A 22,882-nucleotide genomic window follows, 5' to 3' on the forward strand; every position below is an offset into this window, starting at 1 on the left:
CGAATCAATCCGCTCCAATGAGCAGAATCACAAACCAGAACAAAATGGCAATGGGGACTGCTGTCAGCGGACGTCAGGAGCGATCGCGGCCGGACTTATCCCCCGTCAATTCGCCGATGACGGCCCCGACCGCCTGACGGGCCGCCTCGAAGCCATTTCCAGTGTCGATGATGAAATCGGCCTGCCGGCGTTTTTCGGCATCGGGCACCTGCTTGGCGAGGATCGACGAAAACTTCTCCTCGCTCATGCCCGGCCTGGCAAGCACGCGCTCGCGCTGGATCTCGAGCGAGGCGGTGACGACCACGACCTTGTCGACCCGGCCGCGGCCGCCGGTCTCGAACAAAAGCGGGATGTCGAGCACGGCAAGCGGCGCGCCGGCGGCGAGGTGCTTGGCCAGGAACGCGTCGGCATCGGCGCGCACCAGCGGATGGACGATTGCCTCGAGCTTCTTCAGCGCGGCGGGATCGGCGAGCACTTTTCCGGCGAGCTTGACGCGATCGACCACGCCTGCCTGCGTCGTGCCCGGGAAGGCCGCCTCGACCAAGGGGGCCGCCTTGCCGGAATAGAGGCGATGCACGGTCTCGTCGGAATCATGCACCGGCACGCCGGCCTTGGCGAACATTTTCGCCGTCGCCGACTTGCCCATCCCGATCGATCCGGTGAGGCCGAGCACGATCATCGATGGCCCTCGATGTCGGCGACGATCATGCTTCGCAGTTCGGACGTAACGTCGGGTTTCCGGCCGAACCAGCGTTCGAAGCCAGGCACCGCCTGATGCAGCAGCATGCCGAGACCGTCGACGGTCTTCAGCCCGCGCGCCCTGGCGGCGGCGAGCAAAGGCGTCTCCATCGGCACATAGACAATGTCGGTGACGATGGCGTGGTCCGGCATCGCGCCCGGATCGGCGGCCGAGGTTTCATTGCCATGCATGCCGAGCGATGTGGTGTTGATGAGCAGGCCGGCATCGGCAAGCAGCTCGCCGAGCGCATCGGCGCCATGCGCCGAGACCCCGGCGCCAAAATGGCGCCCGAGTTCCTCGGCCCTTGCCAGCGTCCGATTGACGATGCGGATGTCCTTGATGCCACGCTCCTTCAGCGCGTGGATGACCGCGCGGGAGGCGCCGCCGGCGCCCAGAACCACGGCCGGCCCATTGATTGCCCAGCCGGGCGCATGCTCGTCGAGGTTCGCGGCAAAGCCATAGCCGTCCGTGTTGCCGCCCCAGAGAAGGCCATCCTCAAACCACAGCGTGTTGACCGCGCCGATCGCGTCGGCCGCGTGATCGCGGCGGGCGACGCCGGCGAAGGCCGCCTCCTTGTGCGGGATGGTGACATTGCCGCCGCGAAAACCATTGTCGGCAAGCGCCTTCAGGAAGGGCGCGAAATCCGCTGGCGCGACGTCGATCGCCTGGTAGCTTCCGTCGATGCCGTATTGCTCGAGCCAATAGCCGTGGATCTTCGGCGAGCGCGAATGCGCGATCGGATGTCCCGTGACGAAGGCCTTTTTCTCAACCATCGATGGCCCCCAGTTCGCGCAGCTCCTTCAGCACCGGCAAAAGCGGCAGGCCGACGATGGTGAAATAATCGCCCTCGATCTTCTCGAACAGTTGGATGCCCTCGCCCTCGATCTGGTAGGCGCCGACGCTGGACAGCGCCTTGGGGCCGACACGCGCCAGATGCCGGCCGATAAAGGCGGGATCGAGCTTGCGCATGGTGAGGCTGGCGACGCCGACATGGCGCCACAGCACCTCGCCGTCGCGGCAAAGCACGGCGGCGCTGTTCAATTGATGCGTCTTGCCGGACAAAGCGAGCAGATGTCTCCGCGCGCTTTCCATGTCGGCGGGCTTGTGAAAGATCTCGTCGCCCAGCGACAGCGTCTGGTCGCAGCCGAGCACCAGGGCGCCCGGCTTGCCCTCGCTGACCCCGGTCGCTTTGGCTTCGGCGAGGATTAAGGCGACGTCTTCTGGAGACACGCCGCTGTCCTGCAACGGCGCCTCGAGCGCGCGCTCGTCGACATTTGCCGGCACCGCCTCGATGTCGAGGCCGGCACTGACGAGCATCGCCTTACGGTAGGGGCTGCCCGAAGCGAGGATGATTTTCTCGGCCATGATGTTTCGCCCAACTAGCTCCCTGACGCTGTTGACCCATCGTTTGTCTGGGTCCAGCACAAACTTTGGAGAATGGCCAAAGCCTTACGAACTTCGTCATCCTAGGGCGAAGCAGGAGCGAAGCTCCGTCGCGAAGACCCTAGGATCCATGCCATACCCTCAGCCGAGGAGCGCAGCGGAGCAGAATTCTACACCGTCGCAACAGTTCGACGTCACGGCATGGATCCTAGGGTCTACGCCGCGTCGGTTCGCTCCTTGCTCCGCCCTAGGATGACGAAGCGGCCGGCGTCTCGGCAAATCCCAGTTAGCGCGTCTTTCCCCGCAGGGCAACGATCGCGGCCGCGGTTTCCTCGATGGAGCGGCGGCTGACATCGATCATCGGCCAGCCATGCCGCGTGCAGAGCTGGCGGGCATAGGCGAGCTCCTCGTTGATGGCGGCGCGGTCGACATAGTCGGTCGGCACGAAGGCGGCGCTGTTGCCGAGGATGCGGTTTTGCCTGACATGCGAGATGCGTTCGGCCGTGGCGATGAGGCCGACGACCAAGGGCGTCCTGGCGGCGATCAGGCTTTCGGGCAGCGGCACGCCGAGCACGATCGGGATGTTGGCGGTCTTGATGCCGCGATTGGCGAGATAGATGCTGGTCGGCGTCTTCGAGGTGCGCGATATGCCGATCAGCACGATATCGGCATCGTCCATATTGGCCGGCAGCTGGCCGTCATCATGCTCCATGGTGAAGTTCAGCGCATCGATGCGGCGGAAATATTCGGCGTCGAGCACGTGCTGGGCGCCGACGCGCCGGCCGGCCGGCGTGCCGAGGTAGGACTGGAAGACCGTCAGCACCGGCTCCAGCACCGACACGCAAGGCAGGCCCATCGCCGCGCAGCGCTCGTCGATCGAGCGCGCCAGCTTCTGGTCGACCACCGTATAGAGAATGATGCCCGGCTCCTCCTCGATATCCTCGAAGACCTTGGCGATCTGCTTTTCCGTGCGGATCAGCGGATAGATATGCTCGATGGCGCGCGCATCCTTGTATTGCGCGGACGCCGCGCGGCCGGCCGCGAGCAGCGTCTCGCCGGTGGCGTCGGAGATCAGATGCAGGTGGAAGAAGCTCTGAGGTTTGTTCACAGGGGATGGGTCCAGGCTGTGGGCAATTGTGGACAAGGCTGGATGGGCAGGCCTCGGGTCGGGAAGCGACTGTATCAGATGGCCGCTTGTCCACAATTCGACCCGCTGTAGGCTTTGTCGCGGCGCTGGGGACAAATCTGGGGATCAACTTTTCTTGGCCGATTTCGTCCACAGCGGGAAGTCCAGACCCGAAAGGCCAAGCTTTTGACTCGAAAGCCTGAATCCGCTTCGTCCCCAGATCCCTACAAATTGCGAAAGCGAGTACGCGACAATATGCTGACTGGTCTTTTCGAGCCGCAGGCTGGACAGGTCGCAACCATCACAACCAACAGACTCTTAGAATCAGAAGACTCTTTAAAAATAGATATTTGATTTAAGAGACACCCGGAGGGGACAGCGCCAAATGGCTGCGAAACGGATCATGCTGGACGTCCTCAAGGGCGAGACGGTTGCACCGCCGCCGCTCTGGATGATGCGTCAGGCAGGCCGCTATCTTCCCGAATACCGGGAGACCAGGAAGCGGGCCGGATCCTTCCTCGATCTCTGCTATGACCCGGACCTTGCCGTCGAGGTGACGCTGCAGCCGATCGAACGCTTCGGCTTCGATGCCTCGATCCTGTTCTCCGATATTCTCGTCGTGCCCAACGCCCTGGGGCGGGATGTCCGCTTCGAGGAGGGCCGCGGCCCGATCCTGAAGCCGATCTCGGCATCGGAGATTCACGCGCTGGACGGCGGTATGTTTCACGTGAATCTCGAACCGGTCTACGAGACGGTGCGCCGGTTGCGCGCAAAACTGCCCGACGAGACGACGCTGCTCGGCTTCTGCGGAGCGCCCTGGACGGTGGCGACCTATATGATTGCCGGGCACGGCACGCCCGACCAGGGCCCTGCCCGGCTTTTCGCCTATCGCGAGCCCGAGGCCTTCGCACTGCTTCTGAAGATTCTGGCCGAACACTCGGCCGCCTATCTCATTCGCCAGATCGAAGCCGGCGCCGATGCGGTGCAGATTTTCGATTCGTGGTCGGGCGTGCTGGACGAACCATCCTTCGAGGCCTTCTGCGTCGAACCGGTGGCCGAGATCGTCCGGCAGGTGAAGGCGGCTCACCCGAACGTGCCAGTGATCGGTTTTCCGAAGGGCGCCGGCGAGCGCTATCGCGATTACAGGAGGAAGACCGGCATTGCCGGTCTCGGCCTCGACTGGACCGTGCCGCTGTCGATGGCGAAGGACTTGCAGCGCGACGGAGCGGTGCAAGGCAATCTCGATCCGCTGCGCCTGGTCGCCGGCGGCAAGGCGCTGGCCGACGGCGTCGATGCGATTCTGAGAACTTTGGGTGGTGGGCCGCTGATTTTCAATCTCGGCCACGGCATCACGCCGGAGACGCCGGTGGCGCATGTCGAGGCGATGGTGAAAATGGTGAGGAGCCGCCGATGAGCAATGAGAACAGCGCGAGCAGTGGGAACAGCACTGGCCAGGCGATGAAGCGCATGGCGATCGGCATTGTCGTGCTCGTCGTGCTTAGCGCGCTGCTCTATTTCGTGGCGGGCGACGGCTTCTACCCCTGGGCCAAGGCGATCCATGTGATCGCCGTCATCGCCTGGATGGCCGGCATGCTCTATCTGCCGCGGCTCTTCGTCTATCACGTCGATGCCGAGAAAGGCTCGGTGCAGTCCGAGACCTTCAAGGTGATGGAACGCCGGCTGCTGCGGGGAATCATCAACCCGGCGATGATCGTGACCTGGGTGTTCGGGCTTTGGCTGGCCTGGAAGGGCTTTGGCTTCCAGGGCGGCTGGCTGCACGCCAAGATCGCGCTGGTGCTCGTCCTGTCGGGTCTGCATGGCTATCTCGCCGCCGCGGTCCGGAAATTCGCCGAGGACAAGAACGAAAAACCGACGTGGCACTGGCGGATCGTCAACGAGATCCCCACATTGCTGATGATCGTCATCGTCATCCTGGTCGTCGTGAAGCCGTTTTAGATCGGGAGCATGATCTTTCCGAAAACCGGTTGCCACTTTTCGGGATCGTGCTCCAGGCTTCCTTCAATCCAGCAGAAGCCCAGCAAAAGGCGGCTTGCTCTTTCAGGCGACCGACGATAAAAGACGGGTCTTCCTTCCCGTCATGCGCCGCCCCTTTCACTCGCTTTCGGCCGCGCCCGGCATTTGTCGTATTCAGCCGATTTTCCTCCCCAAAGCCTACCCAGAGTCTATCTAATGCAAGAAATGAAACTCGCAGAGTTCAAGAACAAGAAGCCGCCAGAGCTGATCGCTTATGCCGAGACGCTCGAGGTGGAAAACGCCAGCGTCATGCGCAAGCAGGAGCTGATGTTCGCGATCCTGAAGAAGCTCGCCGCCCAGGACATCGAGATCATCGGCGACGGCGTGGTCGAGGTGCTGCAGGACGGTTTCGGCTTCCTGCGCTCGGCCAACGCAAACTACCTGCCGGGTCCCGACGACATCTATATCTCGCCGTCGCAGATCCGACGCTTTTCGCTCAAGACCGGCGATACGGTCGAAGGGCCGATCCGCAGCCCGAAAGAGGGCGAGCGCTATTTCGCGCTGCTCAAGGTCAACACCATCAATTTCGACGATCCTGAAAAGATCCGTCACAAGATCCACTTCGACAATCTGACGCCGCTCTATCCGACCAAGCGGCTGAAAATGGAGATCGACAATTCGACCTCCAAGGATATCTCGCCGCGCGTGATCGACCTGGTCGCGCCGATCGGCAAGGGCCAGCGCGCGCTGATCAACGCGCAGCCGCGCACCGGCAAGACGGTGCTGATGCAGAACATCGCCCATTCGATCACCGCCAACCATCCGGAATGCTATCTGATCGTGCTTTTGATCGACGAGCGTCCGGAGGAAGTGACCGACATGCAGCGCTCGGTGAAGGGCGAGGTCATCTCCTCGACCTTCGACGAGCCGGCGGCGCGCCACGTGCAGGTCGCCGAAATGGTGATCGAGAAGGCCAAGCGCCTGGTCGAGCACGGCCGCGACGTGGTCATCCTGCTCGATTCGATCACGCGTCTCGGCCGCGCCTACAACACCGTCGTGCCGTCATCCGGCAAGGTGCTGACCGGCGGTGTCGACGCCAACGCGCTGCAGCGCCCGAAGCGCTTCTTCGGCGCCGCCCGCAACATCGAGGAAGGCGGCTCGCTGACCATCATCGCCACCGCGCTGATCGATACCGGCAGCCGCATGGACGAAGTCATCTTCGAAGAGTTCAAGGGCACCGGCAACTGCGAAATCCAGCTCGACCGCAAGGTAGCCGACAAGCGCATCTACCCGGCGATGGACATCCTCAAGTCGGGCACCCGCAAGGAGGACCTTCTGGTGCCGCGCGCGGACCTGCAGAAGATCTTCGTGCTGCGCCGCATCCTCGCGCCGATGGGCACGACCGACGCGATCGAGTTCCTCATCGACAAGCTCAAGCAGACCAAGACCAACGCCGACTTCTTCGATTCGATGAATACGTGATTGGGGTGGGCGCGGTAGTCCGCCCCTTTTCTTCGTCATTCTAGGGCGGAGCAAGGAGCGGAGCGACGCGCGCAGACCCTAGAATCCATGCCGTTACTTTTGGGCCTTGCAGCGGTGCAGAATTCTGCGCCGCTGCGTTCTTCGGCAAACGTCACGGCATGGATCCTCGGGTCAAGCCCGAGGATGACGAAGAAACCGGTCTCGGCCTCGCGGGCCTCTCAGCTTCGCCCCAGCAACTTCTCCAACTCACCCGCATCCGTCACCACCGGCAGACATACCTGCCCGCTGCAGAACCAGGCGCCTGCCTTGTCCGTCGGCGGCAGCACGCCGCCCGGCAATAGCGGTCGATTCGCTTCTGTACCGATCGGCAGGACGATGTCCACCCGGCGCGGATCGGGATTCCGATTAGCAACCGGAACAAAACTTGAAGGCTCTGGCTTGTCTATGATCACAAGCTTCAATGGCTCGAGCGCCAGCGCGCAGGCGTTGACGATGCCGGCTTGGCCATAGGCCTGCTGGGACGCGCGGCCCATGGCGTGCTCGGCGGCGGTCCAGGCCTTCTCCGAGATATCGAGATCGCCGGTGAGCGACGACAGCCGCACCAGCGCCTCGACGATCTGGCTGGTGGCCGACGGGATCGCTTCGTCGACATCGCCGCGGATGCGGATCGGAACGTCGCCGCTGTCCGACGCCGTCAGCCAGTAGCCGGTCTTTTCGTCATCCAGGTGCCAGCGCTCGAGTTCGCCGATGAACTGCCTGGCGCGATCGGAATAGGCCGGATCGCCGGTCGCCTCGAACAGCGCGATGGCCGCGTTGGTCATGGCGGCATAGTCGCTGGACAGCGCCGGGAAAAGCTTCTTCGCGCCGAGCATGGAATGCGGCAGGCGGCCATCCTGGCTGGCCTCGACGATATGGGCGAAAGCCTTGGCGGCGGCATCGATCCACTCGTGGCGCCCAAGTGAGCGGCCCGCCTCGGCGAGCGCCGCGATCATCAGCCCGTTCCAGTCGGTGAGCGCCTTGCCGTCTCGGCCAGGCCTGATCCGCTGTTCGCGGACGGCCAGCAGCTTGGTCTTCAGCGGCACGAGCTGACCATAGTCGGCGATGCCCTGACTTTGCTGTGCTTCGGTCTGGCGAATGATCGGCTTGCCTTCCCAGCCATGCGGGGCGGCCAGCTCGAAATACCGGAAAAAGGTCGACGCATCGTCACCGAGCGCGGCTTCGACCTCCTCGCGGTTCCATGTGTAAAAAAGCCCCTCCTCGCCGTCGCTGTCGGCATCGAGGCTGGCGGCGAAGGCGCCACCGTCGACCAGCATCTCGCGCAGCAGCCAGCCGGCGGTTTCTTCGATTCGCACCCGGAACAAGTCGTTCCCGGTGGCGGCATGGGCCCAGTTGCACAGGCGGATGAGCTGGGCGTTGTCGTAAAGCATCTTCTCGAAATGCGGCACCAGCCATTCGGCGTCGGTCGAATAACGGCTGAGGCCGCCGCCGACATGATCGTAGATGCCGCCGGCAAGCATTTTTTCGAGGCTGGCGAGTACGGCATCGCGATGTTCCGTCTGGCCGCCCCGCAGCCAGGACAGCCAAAGCGTGTGCATGAACGGCGCGTTGGGGAACTTTGGCGCGCCCTTCAAGCCGCCGAGTTCGCGGTCGATCATGCCGTCGATGCGGCCGGCGAGATCGGCCAGCGTATCGCGGTCGAGCACGGCCTTGCCTGTCGCGCCGGCAAGCCGCTGCTCGACATGGGCGGTCAGCCCGTCCGCGCTTTCGGCGAGACTCTGCCGCTTTTCGCGCCAGGCCTTGTCGACCGCTTCCAGCACCTGAATGAAGCCCGGCCTTCCGTAACGCGCCTCGCGCGGGAAATAGGTGCCGCCCCAGAAGGGCTTGCCGTCGGGCGTCAGGAACATGGTCAGCGGCCAGCCGCCCTGCTCGCCCATGGCGTGGAGCGCGGCCATATAGATCTGGTCGATGTCCGGCCGCTCCTCGCGATCGACCTTGATATTCACGTAGAGCCGGTTCATGACGGCCGCCACGGCGTCGTTCTCGAAGCTTTCATGCGCCATGACATGGCACCAGTGGCAGGCGGCATAGCCGATGGAGAGCAGGATCGGCCGCCCGAGCTGCTTCGCCTCGGCAAGGGCCGCGGGCGACCAGCCGCGCCAATGGACGGGATTGTCGCTGTGCTGCTGCAGATAGGGGCTGGCCTCTTCGGCAAGCAGGTTTCGTGCGGGCAAGGTCACGATGGACGGGCTCGGCATTTGGGTTTGATGCGGCAAAGCGTGATGCCGAAAACCGTGAGCGATTTTCGGCCGACATGCTCTACCTTTAATCTAGGCGGTTCGGCAGGTCCGGCAAATGGTTTCACCAATGGCTTCGAAGGATTCGATCGTTGCGCTGTCCAGCGGCCGCCTGCCCGCCGGCCTTGCCGTCATCCGTGTCTCTGGCCCGAAGACTCGATTCGTGGTCGAAACGATTGCGGGCACCGTTAAGGATCGGTTTACCACGCTGCGCAAGCTCAGGGCCGCGGACGGCTCGGTCATCGATCACGGGCTTGTCCTGTTCTTTCCAGGTCCCGGCAGCTTTACGGGCGAGGATGTTGCCGAATTCCAGGTCCATGGCAGCCGCGCCGTCGCGGCCAAGATGCTGGAGACGATCACGGGCTTCGAAGGCGTCAGGCATGCCGAGCCTGGCGAGTTCAGCCGGCGCGCCTTTCTCAACGGCAGGCTGGATCTGGTCGAGACGGAGGCATTGGCCGATCTGGTCAATGCCGAGACCGAGGCGCAGCGCCGTTTCGCCTTGCGCAACGCGGACGGTGCGCAGAGCGGGCTCTATTCGAACTGGCGGCGCCGGCTGATCCATGCGCGCGCCATGATCGAGGCGGAAATCGACTTTGCCGACGAAGAGGACGTGCCGGGCTCCGTTTCGGATGCGGTTTGGTCTGACGTGTCGGCAATTATCGGCGAGATCGATCGGCATGTTGAAGGATTCAAGGCAGCCGAGATCATTCGCGACGGGTTCGAGGTTGTGATCCTCGGTGCGCCGAATGCCGGCAAGTCCAGCCTGTTCAACGCGCTGGCCAGGCGCGACGCGGCGATCGTCACCGACGAGCCGGGCACGACTCGCGATTTGCTCGAGGTCGCCATGGACCTCGACGGGCTGAAGGTGCGGATCGTCGACACGGCCGGCCTGCGGGATGCCGCGGGTACGGTCGAATCAATCGGCATCGAGCGTGCCAGGGCCAGGGCCGGGGAGACAGACCTGATCCTGCTGCTGGAGGACATGGCCGACCCTGTGCCCGTCGGCGATGTTGCGAGCGGGGCTCCGCTGCTGCGCGTCGGGACGAAGTCCGATATCGCCGGCGTCGGCGCTGGCGCATATGATCTGGCGATCTCTTCCAGGAACGGCGCCGGGCTCGGCGCTCTTCTTGACGAGATCAGAAACCGTGCCGCCAAGGCAGCCGGGGCCGCGGGTGAAGTCCTTCCGTCGAGGCTGCGGCATGTCGAGCTGCTCAAGGAGACGACGGGCTTCTTGCGGGCGGCGCTGGCCGGACACAGCCAGGAACTGAGGGCCGAGGAATTACGATTGGCGGCGGATCGCCTCGGCCGGATCATCGGCGCGGTCGATGTCGAGGATCTGCTCGACGTCATCTTTTCGCAGTTCTGCATCGGTAAATGATTCACGTGAAACACGACGCGGGTCCTGTGCGGCGATGACTCACGTGAAACATTCGGGCTTCGGATGCGTGTTTCACGTGAAACGAGTCGGGCCTTCGTCCTTGACAGAGCGTGATGGCGGGGACATGTGTCGGGCAATCTCTGAAAGCGGATTCTTGGAAAATGACCGATCACTATGATGTGGTGGTGGTGGGCGGCGGCCATGCCGGCTGCGAGGCGGCGAGCGCTGCCGCGCGCGCCGGCGCCAGGACCGCGCTGGTGACGCTGCGCTTCGACACGATCGGCGTCATGTCCTGCAATCCGGCGATCGGCGGCCTCGGCAAGGGCCATCTTGTGCGCGAGATCGACGCCATGGACGGGCTCATGGGCCGCATCGCGGATGCCGCCGGCATCCAGTTCCGCCTGCTCAACCGCCGCAAGGGGCCGGCCGTGCGCGGTCCGCGCACCCAAGCCGACCGCAAGCTCTATCGACTTGCCATGCAGGCCGCGATCGATGAACAGGCCAATCTCGACGTGGTCGAGGGCGAGGTTCTCGATCTCGCAATCGAGGACGGTCGCGTCGCGGCGGTGCTGGTCTCCGGCGACCGGCGGCTGACCTGCGGCGCCGTGGTGCTGACCACCGGCACGTTCCTGCGCGGGCTGATCCATATCGGCGAGAGGAAGATCGTCGCCGGCCGCATGAACGAACAGGCAAGCCATGGGCTTTCGGCCACCATGGCGCGTGCGGGCTTCAAGCTCGGGCGCCTGAAGACCGGCACGCCCCCTCGCCTCGACGGCCGCACCATCGATTGGGCGTCGCTGGAAAGCCAGGCGGCGGACGAGGATCCGGTGCCGTTCTCGCTGATGACGGACGCAATCGTCAATCCGCAGATCCATTGCGGCATCACGCGCACCGTGCCGGCGACGCATGACCTGATCCGCGCCAATCTTGGCCGCTCGGCCATGTATTCAGGGTCGATCGAAGGCGTCGGGCCGCGCTACTGTCCCTCGATCGAGGACAAGATCGTCAAGTTCGGCGACCGCGAGGGTCACCAGATCTTCCTCGAGCCGGAAGGTCTCGACGACGATACCGTCTATCCGAACGGCATTTCGACCTCGCTGCCGGAAGATGTGCAGCTCGGCATCCTGAAGACCATTCCCGGGTTGGAAAAGGCGACGATGCTGCAGCCGGGCTATGCCATCGAATACGACCATGTCGATCCGCGCGAGCTCAAGACGACGCTGGAGACGAAGCGCGTGACCGGCCTGTTCCTGGCCGGGCAGATCAACGGCACGACCGGCTACGAAGAGGCCGGCGCGCAAGGTCTGCTCGCCGGCATCAATGCGGCGCGCAAGGCTTCCGCCGGCGAACCGGTCGTGCTCAGCCGCACCGAGGCCTATATCGGCGTGATGGTCGACGACCTGACCAGCCGCGGCATCGCCGAGCCTTACCGGATGTTCACCTCGCGGGCGGAGTTCCGGCTGTCGCTGCGCGCCGACAATGCCGATGAGCGGCTGACGCCGCTGGCCGACAAGCTCGGCATCGTAGCCTCGCCGCGGATGCAGCGGTTCGGCGAGATCGCGCTGAAACTGGATCAGGCGCGCGCGCTGGCAAAGTCCGTGACGCTGACGCCGAACGAAGCGGCGCGGCATGGGCTGGAGATCAACAAGGATGGCGTGCGCCGCTCGGCCTATGAGCTTTTGGCGCATCCGGGCGTCGACTTGGCGTGGCTGACAGGCATCGAGCCGCGCTTTGCCGCGCTTGACGCCAACACGGCGGAGCGGCTCGAAACGGAAGCGAAATATTCGGTTTACCTTGATAGGCAGCAGGCCGATGTCGCGCAGATCAGGCATGAGGAATCGCGACTCATCCCCGAGACCATCGACTTTTCGGACGTTCCCGGACTTTCAAACGAGCTGAAGCAGAAGATGAAGACGCGGCAGCCGCGTTCGATCGCCGATGCCCAGCGAATGGAAGGCATGACGCCTGCGGCGCTGGCCATCATCGTGGCTCATGTCCGCAACGCCGAGCTCGCCGCGCGAAGGGACGTGGCGTGAGCGCCTGGGACGACCTGCAAAAGGCGGCGGGTCCGGTTTCACGTGAAACATTCGAGCGGCTTCAGGCCTTCGAAGAGCTGTTCCTGAAATGGAACCGCAGCATCAATCTGGCGGCGCCGTCGACGCTCGATGACATCTGGCGCCGCCACATCCTGGATAGCGCCCAACTCGCGCGAATCGCGCCCACTGCCACGCGCTGGGCCGACCTTGGTTCGGGCGGCGGGTTTCCGGGATTGGTGCTCGGCTTTCTGCTGGCCGAGCGTGCCGGCGCATCGATCGACCTGGTCGAGAGCAACCGCAAGAAGGCTTCGTTTCTGCAATCGGTCATCGGTCAGTTCAATTTGCCGGCTCGGGTCCTGGCCAAGCGCATCGGCGACAGCTACACGCTTGTTTCCGCACCGGAAATCGTAACTGCCAGAGCGCTGGCCGCCCTGCCGGATCTGCTCGACCTGGCCGCGCCGTGGCTGACCAACGGGTCACGCGCGCTTTTCCACAAAGGCCGGGATTACCGTACCGAGGTGGAAGAAAGCACTCACCGCTGGGGCTTCGATCTGGTAGAACATTCGAGCATGACCGACCCACACGGCGTCATCCTTGAAATCACCGAATTGCGCCCGGCGAAACAGCAATGAACTACTGGCATAGGCCCATGAGCACAGCACCGCGTATCATCACTGTTGCCAACCAGAAGGGCGGCGTCGGCAAGACGACGACGGCCATCAACTTGGCCACGGCGCTGGCCGCGATCGGCGAGCGCGTGCTGATCGTCGATCTCGACCCGCAGGGCAATGCCAGCACCGGCCTCGGCATCGACCGCAAGGACCGCACCGTGTCGTCCTATGACGTGCTGACCGGCGAGCTCGATCTGGAAGCAGCCGCGGTGCCGACGGCGGTGCCGGGTCTGTCGATCGTGCCCTCCACGCTCGACCTGCTCGGCATCGAGATGGAGATCGCCTCGGCGCCAGACCGCGTGCTCAGGCTGCGCAACGCGCTGCGCGCCGCCGCCGAGCGCGGGGCGCCGTTCGGCTATGTGCTGATCGACTGCCCGCCCTCGCTCAATCTTTTGACCTTGAATTCAATGGCGGCGGCCGATTCCGTTCTCGTGCCGCTGCAATGCGAGTTCTTCGCGCTCGAGGGTCTCAGCCAGTTGCTGGAGACGGTCGAGCAGGTGCGCAACAGCATCAATCCGGATCTCACCATCCAAGGCATCGTGCTCACCATGTATGACGGGCGCAACAACCTCGCCAACCAGGTGGTGCAGGATGTGCGCACCCATATGGGCGACAAGGTCTATGAGACGATCATCCCGCGCAATGTGCGTGTTTCCGAGGCGCCGTCCTATGGCAAGCCGGCGATCCTCTATGACCTGAAATGTTCGGGCAGCCAGGCCTATCTGCAGCTCGCCTCCGAGGTGATCCGCCGCGAGCGCAAGCTGCGCGCCGCCTGAGCCGTAGGCGCGGCAGCAGCTTTGGTTAATTAGCCAATTCGATTCCGAAACGATCTGGACAAACCAATGAGCGAAGACCAATCAAGAAAAAGACTGGGCCGTGGCCTCGCGGCGTTGATCGGCGAAATCGACCGCCCGGCGGCGCCGGAAAAGCCAAGCGCGGCGGTCGCGGCGGACGGCAAGGTGCCGATCGAATTCGTCAGCCCGAACCCGAAGAATCCGCGCCGGCATTTCGGCGATGCCGAGCTCACCGACCTCGCGCAATCGATCCGCGAGCATGGCGTGGTGCAGCCGGTGGTGGCGCGCCCCTCGCCTTCGCAGCCCGGCCGCTACGAGATCATCGCCGGCGAGCGGCGCTGGCGGGCGGCGCAGCGCGCCGGCCTGACCGAAATCCCGGTGATCGTGCGCGACGTCAACGACCGCACCGCGCTGGAGCTGGCGATCATCGAGAACGTGCAGCGCGCCGACCTCAATCCGGTCGAGGAAGCGCAAGGCTATCAGCAGCTGATCGACGAGCACGGCTACACCCAGGCCGATCTCGGCCAGGTGATCGGCAAGAGCCGCAGCCATGTCGCCAACACGCTGCGGCTTCTGAAGCTGCCCAATGTCATTCACGACATGCTGGTCGACGGGGATCTCTCGGCCGGTCATGCCCGCACGCTGGTAACCGCGGAGGACCCGGCCGGGCTCGCCAAGCGCATCGTCAAGGAAGGACTTTCGGTGCGCCAGGCGGAAGCGCTGGCGCAGATGCCCGCCGGCCCGACGCCGGCCAAGACCAAGGCCGCGGCAGGCGCGTCGGACAAGGACCCGGACACGCTGGCGCTCGAGAAGCTGATGACCGATACGATCGGCATGATCGTCAGCATCGAGCACAAGGGCAAGGGCGGTACGCTCAGGGTCAATTACCGCTCGCTGGATCAGCTCGACGAGTTGTGCCGGCGGCTGAAGGACGAGCGGTAGGCGGCTGCGGCGTAACGGTATTTGCCGGAACCTGAGGTTTTGGCTTAAGGCTGGATACGCGTGATATATCGGTGATAAACGGGGCTGGAGCGATGCACCGGCCCTTTTTTGTTGCGCGCCGATCATTGGCGAAGGCGATGGTGGCGGCAGATCTCCGACTCGAGGGCAGTTATCCGGCAGGACAGGAGGGACGCTGCCGGCTAGCGTACCAGCGCTTCTCTAGCCGCAACCGACGCGTCGTCATCCTCGGGCTTGACCCGAGGATCTATTCCGTGACCGACGCCGAAGGGCTCAGCGGTACAAAATTCTGTGCTGCTGCTGGCTCCTGTTTCTCGCCCTCTTTCCGCTCGGAATCATGAATGTTGCCGCAATAGCCGTGGTCACTTTGCTGATCTTCGCGGAAAAGACCCTGCCGGCGGGAAAGGGCATAGCCAAGGTGTTGGGCGTCGCCCTGCTGCTTTATGGCGCGGTGGTACCGGTGTTCCCCCAGGCGCTGCCGACCTTCCAGCCGATGGACCAGATGATGATGAATTGAGAATTGAGCAACGACAGGGCAGGACGTATCCTTCGTCATTCTAGGGCGAAGCAAGGAGCGAAGCGACGCGCGCAGACCCTAGAATCCATGCCGTGACGCCTGAGCGCCGCGACAGTTCAGGACATTCACCAGCCAATTCCGCGAAAGAGCTCGAACCATTCCGGATTGGTCTTCTCGATAAGTTCGATCTTCCATTGGCGCGGCTAGCGCTTCAATGATGTCTCACGCTGGATGGCGTCGGTGATGTCGAGATATTCCTCGTACCAGACCAGACGCTGCACACCGTAACGGCTGGTGAAGCTGGAGCCTTGGCCGGTCTTGTGCTCTGGCATGCGACGAGCAAGGTCGTTGGTGACACCGATATAGATCGTGCCGCCCTTCTGGCTCGCGGTCATGTAAACGTAGCCTGTCATGTTGCGATCTTAGCTGGCGCTGTCGGCAACGGCTATTCTGGACGGCAGCAGTCTACGGCCAATGTCACGGCATGGATTCTAGGGTCTGCGCGCGTCGCTTCGCTCCTTGCTCCGCCCTAGAATGACGAAGAATACGCTGGTGGGACAGCACTCATTTGGCCTGCCCGTCCTTCGCAGCAGCTCCGGAGGGTGGACCGGCCATCACCGCTACAAGGAGGGAGTTAGCTGTCGCCCGGCGGTCGCCAATCGCCGGCGTTTACCTTTGCCCCAGCCTCGCACTCTCGATCGCAATCCCTAGCAGCGCCTGCCTTGCCAGCGCTTCGGACAGGTCCGGCCGCTTGCGGGTCTGCAGCACCGCCGTCTGCAGCCGGCCGAGCGCGCGACCGAGCGCCTCGACAGTCCAGCGCTCCAGCGTCTTTTCCACCAGCCTGCGGCGCGAGAAAAAGACGGGCGGACGGGCGCCGGCGACGACCGAGGCGGCATTGCGGCCGCCGGTCTCCATCTGGCCGCGCATCACCTGGATCGCCTGCAGTTGCCGCATCGCCGAGGACAGGACCAGGAAGGGATGGCCGCCCGACTGGCAATGGCGGTTGAAGGCGATGTCGAAGTCGCCGACCTTGCCGTCCAGTACGGCGTCGACCGCGGCGTCGAAAGACGCGCCGGAGACATCGCCGGACAGGGCGTTGACGTCGCTGATGTCGATCTCCTTTTGGCCGTGCGCATAAAGCACCAGTTTCTCGATCTCGCCGCGCGAGGCGAGGCGATCGCCGCCGAGATTGCGGCGTAGCGCCTGGCGGGCGTCGAGCGTCATCGACATGCCGGCCTTGCGCAGTTCGTCGTCGATCACCGTATCGAGGTCGCGGGCCTCGTCGGCATAGCAGGGCAAAGCGATGGCGTTGCCGGCGGCCTCGACGATGGCCCTGAGGCCGGTGCCCTTCTTCAGGTCGCCGGCTTCGATGAGGATGATGGCGTCGCGCGCGGGTTCGGCGGTCAGCACCTTGACGTCGTCGGCCAGCGATTTCTGGCCGCTGGCATTGCGCACCCAAAGCAGCCGCCGGTCGGAAAACATCGGCACGGTGCGGGCTTCGTCGAGCAGCCGGCCCTCGTCGCGGTCGACTTCCGCGCCGTCCAGCCTGACCACGGAGAATGGGTCGTCGAGCGGCAGGCCGGTTTTCGCGGCGAAGGTCTTCGCCCGCTCGGCGACGAGGCCGCGGTCGGGGCCGTAAAGCAGGACGATCGCCATGACTGGATCCGGCCTCGCCAGCCACGAATCGACCTCGTATCCTTTCTTCTGTGCCATGCGGGTGGGTTAGCACGGCGGGCCGGTGTGGTGAACCGGAGATCGGGTGGCGGTGCCGCTCATTCCACCTTCTCCCACAAGAGGAGAAGGGAAGACCGCGCGAGGCCGTCGCCACTCTTTAATTGCCTTATCTGGCGGGAAACCGTGCGCAAACTTCCGCCAAATTGCGCGCAGCGCAAAAACATCGACAAGAAATTTCGCCGCCATATCTGCATCTTGGCGCTTGTGTGCCGCATCGGTTCCACGAGCCGACGGCCGAAGGGGAAGGCCGTGCCCAGACCCGGCGAATTGGCACTGGTCTGGCGGCGCGGATGTGCAAAGATCGCACCGGCAACATTGGAGGATGTGAGCTCATGGCCGATGCTGGAATGTTGCGCTTCCATGTGCCCGAGCCCGAGGTTCGGCCCGGCGGCACGCCCGATTTCTCTAATGTGACCATTCCCAAGGCGGGTTCGGTGCCGCGTCCGGAGATCGACGTCGATCCACGTACCATCCGCGACATGGCTTTCTCCATCATCCGGGTGCTGAACCGCGCCGGCGAGGCGGTCGGGCCATGGGCCGGGCTGCTCAGCGACCAGGAACTGCTCGAAGGCCTGCGCCATATGATGACGCTCAGGACCTTCGATGCGCGCATGCAGATGGCGCAGCGCCAGGGCAAGACCTCCTTCTACATGCAGCATCTCGGCGAGGAGGCGGTGAGCTGCGCTTTCCGCAAGGCGCTGCAGCCGGGCGACATGAACTTCCCGACCTACCGGCAGGCGGGGCTGCTCATCGCCGACGGCTATCCGATGGTCACGATGATGAACCAGATCTATTCCAACGAGGCCGATCCGCTGAAAGGCCGGCAGCTGCCGGTCATGTACTCCTCGAAGGAGCACGGCTTCTTCTCGATCTCCGGCAATCTGGCGACGCAATATATACAGGCGGTCGGCTGGGCGATGGCCTCGGCGATCTCCAACGATTCGCGCATCGCCGCCGCCTGGATCGGCGACGGGTCGACAGCGGAGTCCGATTTCCATTCCGCGCTGGTCTTCGCTTCGACCTACAAGGCGCCGGTCATCCTCAACGTCGTCAACAACCAGTGGGCGATCTCGACCTTCCAGGGTATCGCGCGCGGCGGCTCTGGCACGTTTGCAGCGCGCGGCCTTGGCTTCGGCATTCCGGCGTTGCGCGTCGACGGCAATGACTATCTCGCGGTGCACTCCGTGGCGAAATGGGCGGCGGAGCGGGCGCGCGCCAATCTCGGGCCGACGCTGGTCGAATATGTCACCTACCGCACCGGCGCGCATTCGACATCGGACGATCCGTCGGCCTACCGGCCGAAGGCGGAATCGGATGCCTGGCCGCTCGGCGATCCGGTCATCCGGCTGAAGAACCATCTTATCCACAAGGGCGTCTGGTCGGAGGATCGTCACACCCAGGCCGAAGCCGAGATCCTCGAAACGGTGATCGCCGCGCAGAAGGAGGCCGAGGGCCACGGCACGCTGCATGCCGGCGGCAAACCATCGACCCGCGACATGTTCGAAGGGCTCTACGAAGAGATGCCGCCGCATCTGAGGCGCCAGCGCCAGCAGGCGGGAGTCTGACCATGCCCAGGAAGACCATGATCGAGGCGATCCGCGACGCGCTCGACGTCTCGATGGGGCGCGACGACAAAGTCATCGTCTATGGCGAGGATGTCGGCTTCTTCGGCGGCGTGTTCCGCGCCACGCAGGGCCTGCAGGCGAAGTATGGCCGCAGCCGCTGCTTCGACGCGCCGATCAACGAATCCGGCATCGTCGGCTCGGCCATCGGCATGGCCGCCTACGGCCTGAAGCCCTGTGTCGAGATTCAGTTTGCCGACTACATGTATCCGGCCTACGACCAGCTGACGCAGGAAGCGGCGCGGCTACGCTACCGCTCGAACGGCGACTTCACCTGCCCGATCGTGGTGCGCATGCCGACCGGCGGCGGCATCTTCGGCGGCCAGACGCACAGCCAGAGCCCGGAAGCGCTGTTCACCCATGTCTCCGGCCTGAAGACGGTGGTGCCGTCCAACCCGCATGACGCCAAGGGTCTGCTGATCGCGGCGATAGAGGATCCGGATCCGGTGATCTTCCTTGAGCCGAAGCGGCTGTACAACGGTCCGTTCGACGGTCACCACGACCGTCCGGTGACGCCATGGTCGAAGCATGAGCTCGGCGAAGTCGCCGACGGCCATTACACGATCCCCCTCGGCAAGGCTGCGATACGCAGGCAAGGCTCGGCGGTCACGGTGCTTGCCTACGGCACGATGGTCTATGTCGCGCAGGCCGCGGCCGAGGAGACCGGCATCGACGCCGAGGTGATCGATCTGAGAACGCTTTTGCCGCTCGACCTCGACACGATCGTCGCCTCGGTGAAGAAGACCGGCCGCTGCGTCGTCGTGCACGAGGCAACGCTCACCTCCGGCTTCGGCGCCGAGCTGGTCTCGCTGGTGCAGGAAAACTGCTTCTACCATCTGGAAGCGCCGGTGGCGCGGGTCGCCGGCTGGGACACGCCCTATCCGCATGCGCAGGAATGGGACTATTTCCCCGGCCCGGCGCGGGTCGGGCGCGCGCTTATCGAAACATTGGAAGCTTAGAGCGGGAGGCCTGGTTGGGCGAACATATCATCAAACTGCCCGATGTCGGCGAAGGCGTCGCCGAGGCCGAGCTCGTCGAGTGGCACGTCAAGGTCGGCGACCTCGTGCGCGAGGACACGGTCCTCGCCGCCGTCATGACCGACAAGGCGACCGTCGAGATCCCATCGCCGGTCGATGGCGAAATCCTTTGGCTCGGCGCGGCGATCGGCGACACGGTGGCGATCGGCTCGCCGATCGTGCGGTTGAAGGTAGCCGGCGAGGGCAATGTGAAGGGCGCCGAGGCCGCGCCCGCGGCGAAAGCTCCGGCTGAGCCGGCTGAAACAAAGCCGGCGCCAGCGCCGGCCGCGCCGGAGGCGGCATCAAAGCCGACAGAGGCGCCGAAGACGGCCGCCGGCGCGTCGAAAACCACGCGTCCCGCCCCCGTTTCCGCCGCGCCGCGTGCGGAAGGCGAAAAGCCGCTGGCTTCGCCTGCCGTTCGGCTGCGCGCCAGGGAGGCCGGCATCGATCTGCGCCAGGTCGCGGGCAGCGGTCCGGCCGGGCGCATCAGCCATGAGGACATCGATGCGTTCGTCGCGCGTGGTCCGCAACTGGCCCGCGCGACCGGGCTTGCCCGGAAGGACGGCGTCGAGGACATCAAGGTGGTTGGCCTGCGGCGCAAGATCGCCGAAAAGATGTCGCTCGCCAAATCGCGCATTCCGCACATCACCTATGTCGAGGAGATCGACGTCACGGCATTGGAGGAATTGCGCGCGACGCTGAACAAGGAGAAGCGCGGGGCCAGGGGGGCGGAAAGGCCCAAGCTGACGCTGCTGCCGTTTTTGATGCGGGCGATGGTCAAGGCGATCGGCGAGCAGCCCAATCTCAACGCGCTGTTCGACGACGATGCCGGCATCATCCACCAGCACGAAGGCATCCATATCGGCATCGCCGCGCAGACGCCCAACGGACTGGTGGTGCCGGTCGTGAAACATGCCGAGGCGCGCGACCTTTGGGATAGTGCTGCGGAAGTCAACCGGCTGGCCGACGCGGCCAAGACCGGTACGGCGACGCGCGAGGAGCTGTCCGGCTCGACCATCACCATCACCTCGCTCGGCGCCATGGGTGGCGTCGCGACCACGCCGGTCATCAACTATCCGGAAGTGGCGATCATCGGCGTCAACAAGATCATGGTGCGGCCGGTATGGGACGGCACGCAGTTCGTTCCGCGCAAGATGATGAACCTGTCGTCCAGTTTCGACCACCGCATCATCGACGGTTGGGATGCCGCGGTGTTCGTGCAGCGGATCAAGGCGCTGCTCGAGACGCCGGCGCTGATCTTCGTGGATTAGAGGTTATGGATAGAGACGTTGCCCGCGCACCTTCGTCATCCTCGGGCTTGACCCGAGGATCCATGCCGCGCCCGACGGCGAAGGACGCAGCGGCGCAGAATTCTGCACCGTTGCAACGTTCGAACGTCACGGCATGGATTCCAGGGTCTGCGCGCGTCGCTTCGCTCCTTGCTTCGCCCTGGAATGACGAAGTTCGGACGATATCCGCCAACCACCTTGGTTCCCGCCTGGGCTCTCGACATTCGCCGTCGTGTGCCCGCTTGGCAAAATCCCCGTGCTTAGCGACGAGGACCCCATGAAAGAGATCTCCTGCAAGCTGCTGGTCATCGGCGCCGGTCCGGGCGGCTATGTCTGCGCCATCCGCGCCGGACAGCTCGGCGTCGACACGGTCATCGTCGAGGTAGGCAAGCCGGGCGGCACCTGCCTTAATGTCGGCTGCATCCCGTCCAAGGCGCTGATCCATGCGGCGGAGGAGTTCGAGAAGGTCGCGCATATGGCAGGCGGCAAGGATCCGCTGGGCATCAAGGTCGCCGCGCCGACGCTGGAGCTCGCAAAAACCGTCGCCTGGAAGGACGGGATCGTTAGCCGGCTTAATAGCGGCGTTGCCGGATTGCTCAAGAAGGCCAAGGTCAAGACCGTGCAAGGCTGGGCGACGTTCCGGGACGGCAAGACCGTCGAGGTCGAGACCGAGACCGGCACGCAGGTGATCCGCGCCGAGACGGTGGTGATCGCCACCGGCTCGGCGCCGGTCGAATTGCCGTTCCTGCCTTTTGGCGGGCCGGTCATCTCGTCCACCGAGGCGCTGGCGCTGAGCGATGTGCCGAAGAAGCTCGCAGTCGTCGGCGGCGGCTATATCGGGCTCGAGCTCGGCATGGCTTTCGCCAAGATGGGCGCCAAGGTCACCGTGGTCGAGGCCTTGCCGCGCGTGCTGGCGCAATATGATGCCGAGCTGACCCGGCCGGTGCTCAAACGGCTCGGCGAGCTCGGCGTCGAGGTGATGCTGGGGGCCAAGGCGAAGGGATTGTCGACCCAGGGACAGGCGGGCAAGGGCGACGCGCTGCTGGTCGAGACTCCAGATGGCAAGAACGCCAAACTCGCCGCCGACAGGATCCTGGTGACGGTCGGCCGCAGGCCGCTGACCGAGGGCTGGGGCCTGGAGCAGATCGATCTCGACAAGGCGGGAAAATTCATCCGCATCGACGACCAGTGCCGCACCTCGATGCGCGGCATTTTTGCCATCGGCGACGTCACCGGCGAGCCGATGCTGGCGCATCGCGCCATGGCGCAAGGCGAGATGGTGGCCGAGATCGTCGCCGGCCACAAACGAAGCTGGGACAAGCGCGCCATTCCGGCGATCTGCTTCACCGATCCGGAGCTGATCACCGCGGGCCTGTCACCGGAAGAGGCGAAGGCGCTCGCCGGCGAGATCAAGATCGGCCAGTTCCCCTTCGCCGCCAACGGCCGGGCGATGACCAAGCAAGGCGAGGATGGGTTCGTACGCGTGGTGGCGAGGGCCGACAATCATCTGGTGCTGGGCATCCAGGCGGTCGGGCAAGGCGCTTCGGAGCTGGCGGCCGCCTTTGGCCTGGCGCTGGAAATGGGCGCGCGGCTTGAGGACATCGCCGGCACGATTCATGCGCATCCGACGCAGGGCGAAGGTTTCCAGGAAGCGGCGCTGAAGGCGCTCGGCCACGCGCTGCATGTTTGAGTCCGGCGCAGGTCGACCCCCCACTCCGTCGAGCTTCGCTCGACACCTCTCCCCCGGTCGACGGGGGAGAGGAAACGCGCGAACTTAGTCTGCCAAGCTCCTTTCCTCTCCCTCCGGAGGGCAGGGCTATCGCATATGAGTGATCGCATTGATGAGATAGTCGTCGTTCCAGGCGCA

General features: G+C 64.4%; 20 protein-coding genes and 1 pseudogene. 13 read left to right on the forward strand and 8 right to left on the reverse strand.

From position 1 onward, the window contains the following. Positions 1-73: 73 nt before the first annotated feature. The 4 genes from coaE to FJ957_RS30465 form a co-directional block, all read right to left on the reverse strand. On the reverse strand, positions 74-679 hold the full coding sequence (gene coaE / locus FJ957_RS30450) for a dephospho-CoA kinase (RefSeq protein ID WP_140836994.1): 606 nt from the start codon (positions 677-679) through the stop codon (positions 74-76). Beyond that, positions 676-1,512: a shikimate dehydrogenase gene (locus FJ957_RS30455; RefSeq protein WP_140836995.1), complete on the reverse strand. Its 837-nt coding sequence runs from the start codon at positions 1,510-1,512 to the stop codon at positions 676-678. Before FJ957_RS30455 ends, coaE begins: the two co-directional genes overlap by 4 nt. Further along, positions 1,505-2,104 (reverse strand): Maf-like protein, encoded by a 600-nt coding sequence (locus FJ957_RS30460; protein WP_140836997.1) that lies wholly within the window; start codon positions 2,102-2,104, stop codon positions 1,505-1,507. Before FJ957_RS30460 ends, FJ957_RS30455 begins: the two co-directional genes overlap by 8 nt. Positions 2,105-2,408: 304 nt before the next feature. Further along, positions 2,409-3,230 carry a pyruvate, water dikinase regulatory protein gene (locus FJ957_RS30465; protein ID WP_140836999.1) on the reverse strand — a complete coding sequence of 274 codons (822 nt, stop codon included), beginning with the start codon at positions 3,228-3,230 and terminating at the stop codon, positions 2,409-2,411. Between the two features lie 403 nt (positions 3,231-3,633). Between FJ957_RS30465 and hemE the strand changes: the two genes are divergently transcribed. The 3 genes from hemE (at position 3,634) to rho (ending at position 6,704) form a co-directional block, all read left to right on the forward strand. After that, complete coding sequence (gene hemE / locus FJ957_RS30470; protein ID WP_140837001.1) at positions 3,634-4,662, forward strand: uroporphyrinogen decarboxylase; 1,029 nt, start codon at positions 3,634-3,636, stop codon at positions 4,660-4,662. Next, complete coding sequence (gene hemJ, locus FJ957_RS30475; RefSeq protein WP_140837003.1) at positions 4,659-5,204, forward strand: protoporphyrinogen oxidase HemJ; 546 nt, start codon at positions 4,659-4,661, stop codon at positions 5,202-5,204. The genes hemE and hemJ overlap by 4 nt, the downstream gene beginning before the upstream one ends. A gap of 234 nt (positions 5,205-5,438) precedes the next feature. Then, entirely contained in the window at positions 5,439-6,704 is a 1,266-nt protein-coding gene (gene rho, locus FJ957_RS30480) for a transcription termination factor Rho (RefSeq protein WP_140783138.1), read from the forward strand. A 218-nt stretch (positions 6,705-6,922) separates the two neighbouring features. Here the strand turns inward: rho and FJ957_RS30490 are convergent, their stop codons facing one another. Beyond that, complete coding sequence (locus tag FJ957_RS30490) at positions 6,923-8,941, reverse strand: thioredoxin domain-containing protein (protein ID WP_140837005.1); 2,019 nt, start codon at positions 8,939-8,941, stop codon at positions 6,923-6,925. 127 nt (positions 8,942-9,068) lie between these two features. Here FJ957_RS30490 and mnmE point away from each other — a divergent pair, with 127 nt between their 5' ends. The 6 genes from mnmE (at position 9,069) to FJ957_RS30520 (ending at position 15,354) form a co-directional block, all read left to right on the forward strand. Beyond that, positions 9,069-10,376, forward strand: a complete 1,308-nt coding sequence (gene mnmE / locus FJ957_RS30495) for a tRNA uridine-5-carboxymethylaminomethyl(34) synthesis GTPase MnmE (protein ID WP_140837007.1) — start codon at positions 9,069-9,071, stop codon at positions 10,374-10,376. 161 nt (positions 10,377-10,537) lie between these two features. After that, a complete protein-coding gene (mnmG, locus tag FJ957_RS30500) occupies positions 10,538-12,412 on the forward strand; it encodes a tRNA uridine-5-carboxymethylaminomethyl(34) synthesis enzyme MnmG (RefSeq protein ID WP_140837009.1) in 1,875 nt (624 codons plus the stop codon). Beyond that, positions 12,409-13,044, forward strand: coding sequence for a 16S rRNA (guanine(527)-N(7))-methyltransferase RsmG (gene rsmG / locus FJ957_RS30505; RefSeq protein ID WP_140837011.1), 636 nt, complete (start codon positions 12,409-12,411; stop codon positions 13,042-13,044). The genes mnmG and rsmG overlap by 4 nt, the downstream gene beginning before the upstream one ends. A 17-nt stretch (positions 13,045-13,061) precedes the next feature. After that, positions 13,062-13,859, forward strand: a complete 798-nt coding sequence (locus tag FJ957_RS30510; RefSeq protein WP_140837013.1) for a ParA family protein — start codon at positions 13,062-13,064, stop codon at positions 13,857-13,859. 66 nt (positions 13,860-13,925) lie between these two features. Further along, on the forward strand, positions 13,926-14,819 hold the full coding sequence (locus tag FJ957_RS30515) for a ParB/RepB/Spo0J family partition protein (RefSeq protein ID WP_140837015.1): 894 nt from the start codon (positions 13,926-13,928) through the stop codon (positions 14,817-14,819). 307 nt (positions 14,820-15,126) lie between these two features. Further along, the gene (locus FJ957_RS30520) at positions 15,127-15,354 is read left to right on the forward strand and encodes a DUF2182 domain-containing protein (protein ID WP_281407705.1); all 228 of its coding nucleotides are present in this window, start codon (positions 15,127-15,129) and stop codon (positions 15,352-15,354) included. Between the two features lie 125 nt (positions 15,355-15,479). On the opposite strand, the pseudogene FJ957_RS30525 reads toward FJ957_RS30520, so the two are convergent. The 3 genes and pseudogenes from FJ957_RS30525 to FJ957_RS30535 all read right to left on the reverse strand — a co-directional run bounded on the left by FJ957_RS30525 (position 15,480) and on the right by FJ957_RS30535 (position 17,450). Next, positions 15,480-15,767, reverse strand: a pseudogene (locus FJ957_RS30525) (GIY-YIG nuclease family protein). A 256-nt stretch (positions 15,768-16,023) separates the two neighbouring features. After that, the gene (gene holA, locus FJ957_RS30530; protein ID WP_140837017.1) at positions 16,024-17,067 is read right to left on the reverse strand and encodes a DNA polymerase III subunit delta; all 1,044 of its coding nucleotides are present in this window, start codon (positions 17,065-17,067) and stop codon (positions 16,024-16,026) included. 59 nt (positions 17,068-17,126) lie between these two features. Beyond that, positions 17,127-17,450 (reverse strand): hypothetical protein, encoded by a 324-nt coding sequence (locus FJ957_RS30535; RefSeq protein ID WP_140837019.1) that lies wholly within the window; start codon positions 17,448-17,450, stop codon positions 17,127-17,129. Between FJ957_RS30535 and FJ957_RS30540 the strand changes: the two genes are divergently transcribed. From FJ957_RS30540 to lpdA, 4 genes are all read left to right on the forward strand, one after another. Next, entirely contained in the window at positions 17,421-18,653 is a 1,233-nt protein-coding gene (locus FJ957_RS30540) for a 3-methyl-2-oxobutanoate dehydrogenase (2-methylpropanoyl-transferring) subunit alpha (RefSeq protein ID WP_140837021.1), read from the forward strand. The two genes, FJ957_RS30535 and FJ957_RS30540, sit on opposite strands and share 30 nt — an antisense overlap. Before the next feature lie 2 nt (positions 18,654-18,655). Further along, a complete protein-coding gene (locus tag FJ957_RS30545; protein WP_140837023.1) occupies positions 18,656-19,669 on the forward strand; it encodes an alpha-ketoacid dehydrogenase subunit beta in 1,014 nt (337 codons plus the stop codon). A 14-nt stretch (positions 19,670-19,683) separates the two neighbouring features. Then, positions 19,684-20,997: a dihydrolipoamide acetyltransferase family protein gene (locus FJ957_RS30550; RefSeq protein WP_140837025.1), complete on the forward strand. Its 1,314-nt coding sequence runs from the start codon at positions 19,684-19,686 to the stop codon at positions 20,995-20,997. A gap of 295 nt (positions 20,998-21,292) precedes the next feature. Then, positions 21,293-22,705: a dihydrolipoyl dehydrogenase gene (lpdA, locus tag FJ957_RS30555; protein ID WP_140837027.1), complete on the forward strand. Its 1,413-nt coding sequence runs from the start codon at positions 21,293-21,295 to the stop codon at positions 22,703-22,705. Positions 22,706-22,882: the final 177 nt, after the last annotated feature.

The sequence above is a fragment of the Mesorhizobium sp. B2-4-6 genome (assembly GCF_006442775.1).
Classification (GTDB): Bacteria; Pseudomonadota; Alphaproteobacteria; order Rhizobiales; family Rhizobiaceae; genus Mesorhizobium.

Excerpts from the sequence above, each read along its gene's own strand:
- coaE (WP_140836994.1), bottom strand. The coding sequence starts at position 679 with ATGATCGTGCTCGGCCTCACCGGATCGATCGGGATGGGCAAGTCGGCG.
- FJ957_RS30455 (WP_140836995.1), bottom strand. The coding sequence starts at position 1,512 with ATGGTTGAGAAAAAGGCCTTCGTCACGGGACATCCGATCGCGCATTCG.
- FJ957_RS30460 (WP_140836997.1), bottom strand. The coding sequence starts at position 2,104 with ATGGCCGAGAAAATCATCCTCGCTTCGGGCAGCCCCTACCGTAAGGCG.
- hemE (WP_140837001.1), top strand. The coding sequence starts at position 3,634 with ATGGCTGCGAAACGGATCATGCTGGACGTCCTCAAGGGCGAGACGGTT.
- hemJ (WP_140837003.1), top strand. The coding sequence starts at position 4,659 with ATGAGCAATGAGAACAGCGCGAGCAGTGGGAACAGCACTGGCCAGGCG.
- rho (WP_140783138.1), top strand. The coding sequence starts at position 5,439 with ATGCAAGAAATGAAACTCGCAGAGTTCAAGAACAAGAAGCCGCCAGAG.
- mnmE (WP_140837007.1), top strand. The coding sequence starts at position 9,069 with ATGGCTTCGAAGGATTCGATCGTTGCGCTGTCCAGCGGCCGCCTGCCC.
- mnmG (WP_140837009.1), top strand. The coding sequence starts at position 10,538 with ATGACCGATCACTATGATGTGGTGGTGGTGGGCGGCGGCCATGCCGGC.
- FJ957_RS30510 (WP_140837013.1), top strand. The coding sequence starts at position 13,062 with ATGAGCACAGCACCGCGTATCATCACTGTTGCCAACCAGAAGGGCGGC.
- FJ957_RS30515 (WP_140837015.1), top strand. The coding sequence starts at position 13,926 with ATGAGCGAAGACCAATCAAGAAAAAGACTGGGCCGTGGCCTCGCGGCG.
- holA (WP_140837017.1), bottom strand. The coding sequence starts at position 17,067 with ATGGCACAGAAGAAAGGATACGAGGTCGATTCGTGGCTGGCGAGGCCG.
- FJ957_RS30540 (WP_140837021.1), top strand. The coding sequence starts at position 17,421 with ATGGCCGATGCTGGAATGTTGCGCTTCCATGTGCCCGAGCCCGAGGTT.
- FJ957_RS30535 (WP_140837019.1), bottom strand. The coding sequence starts at position 17,450 with ATGGAAGCGCAACATTCCAGCATCGGCCATGAGCTCACATCCTCCAAT.
- FJ957_RS30545 (WP_140837023.1), top strand. The coding sequence starts at position 18,656 with ATGCCCAGGAAGACCATGATCGAGGCGATCCGCGACGCGCTCGACGTC.
- lpdA (WP_140837027.1), top strand. The coding sequence starts at position 21,293 with ATGAAAGAGATCTCCTGCAAGCTGCTGGTCATCGGCGCCGGTCCGGGC.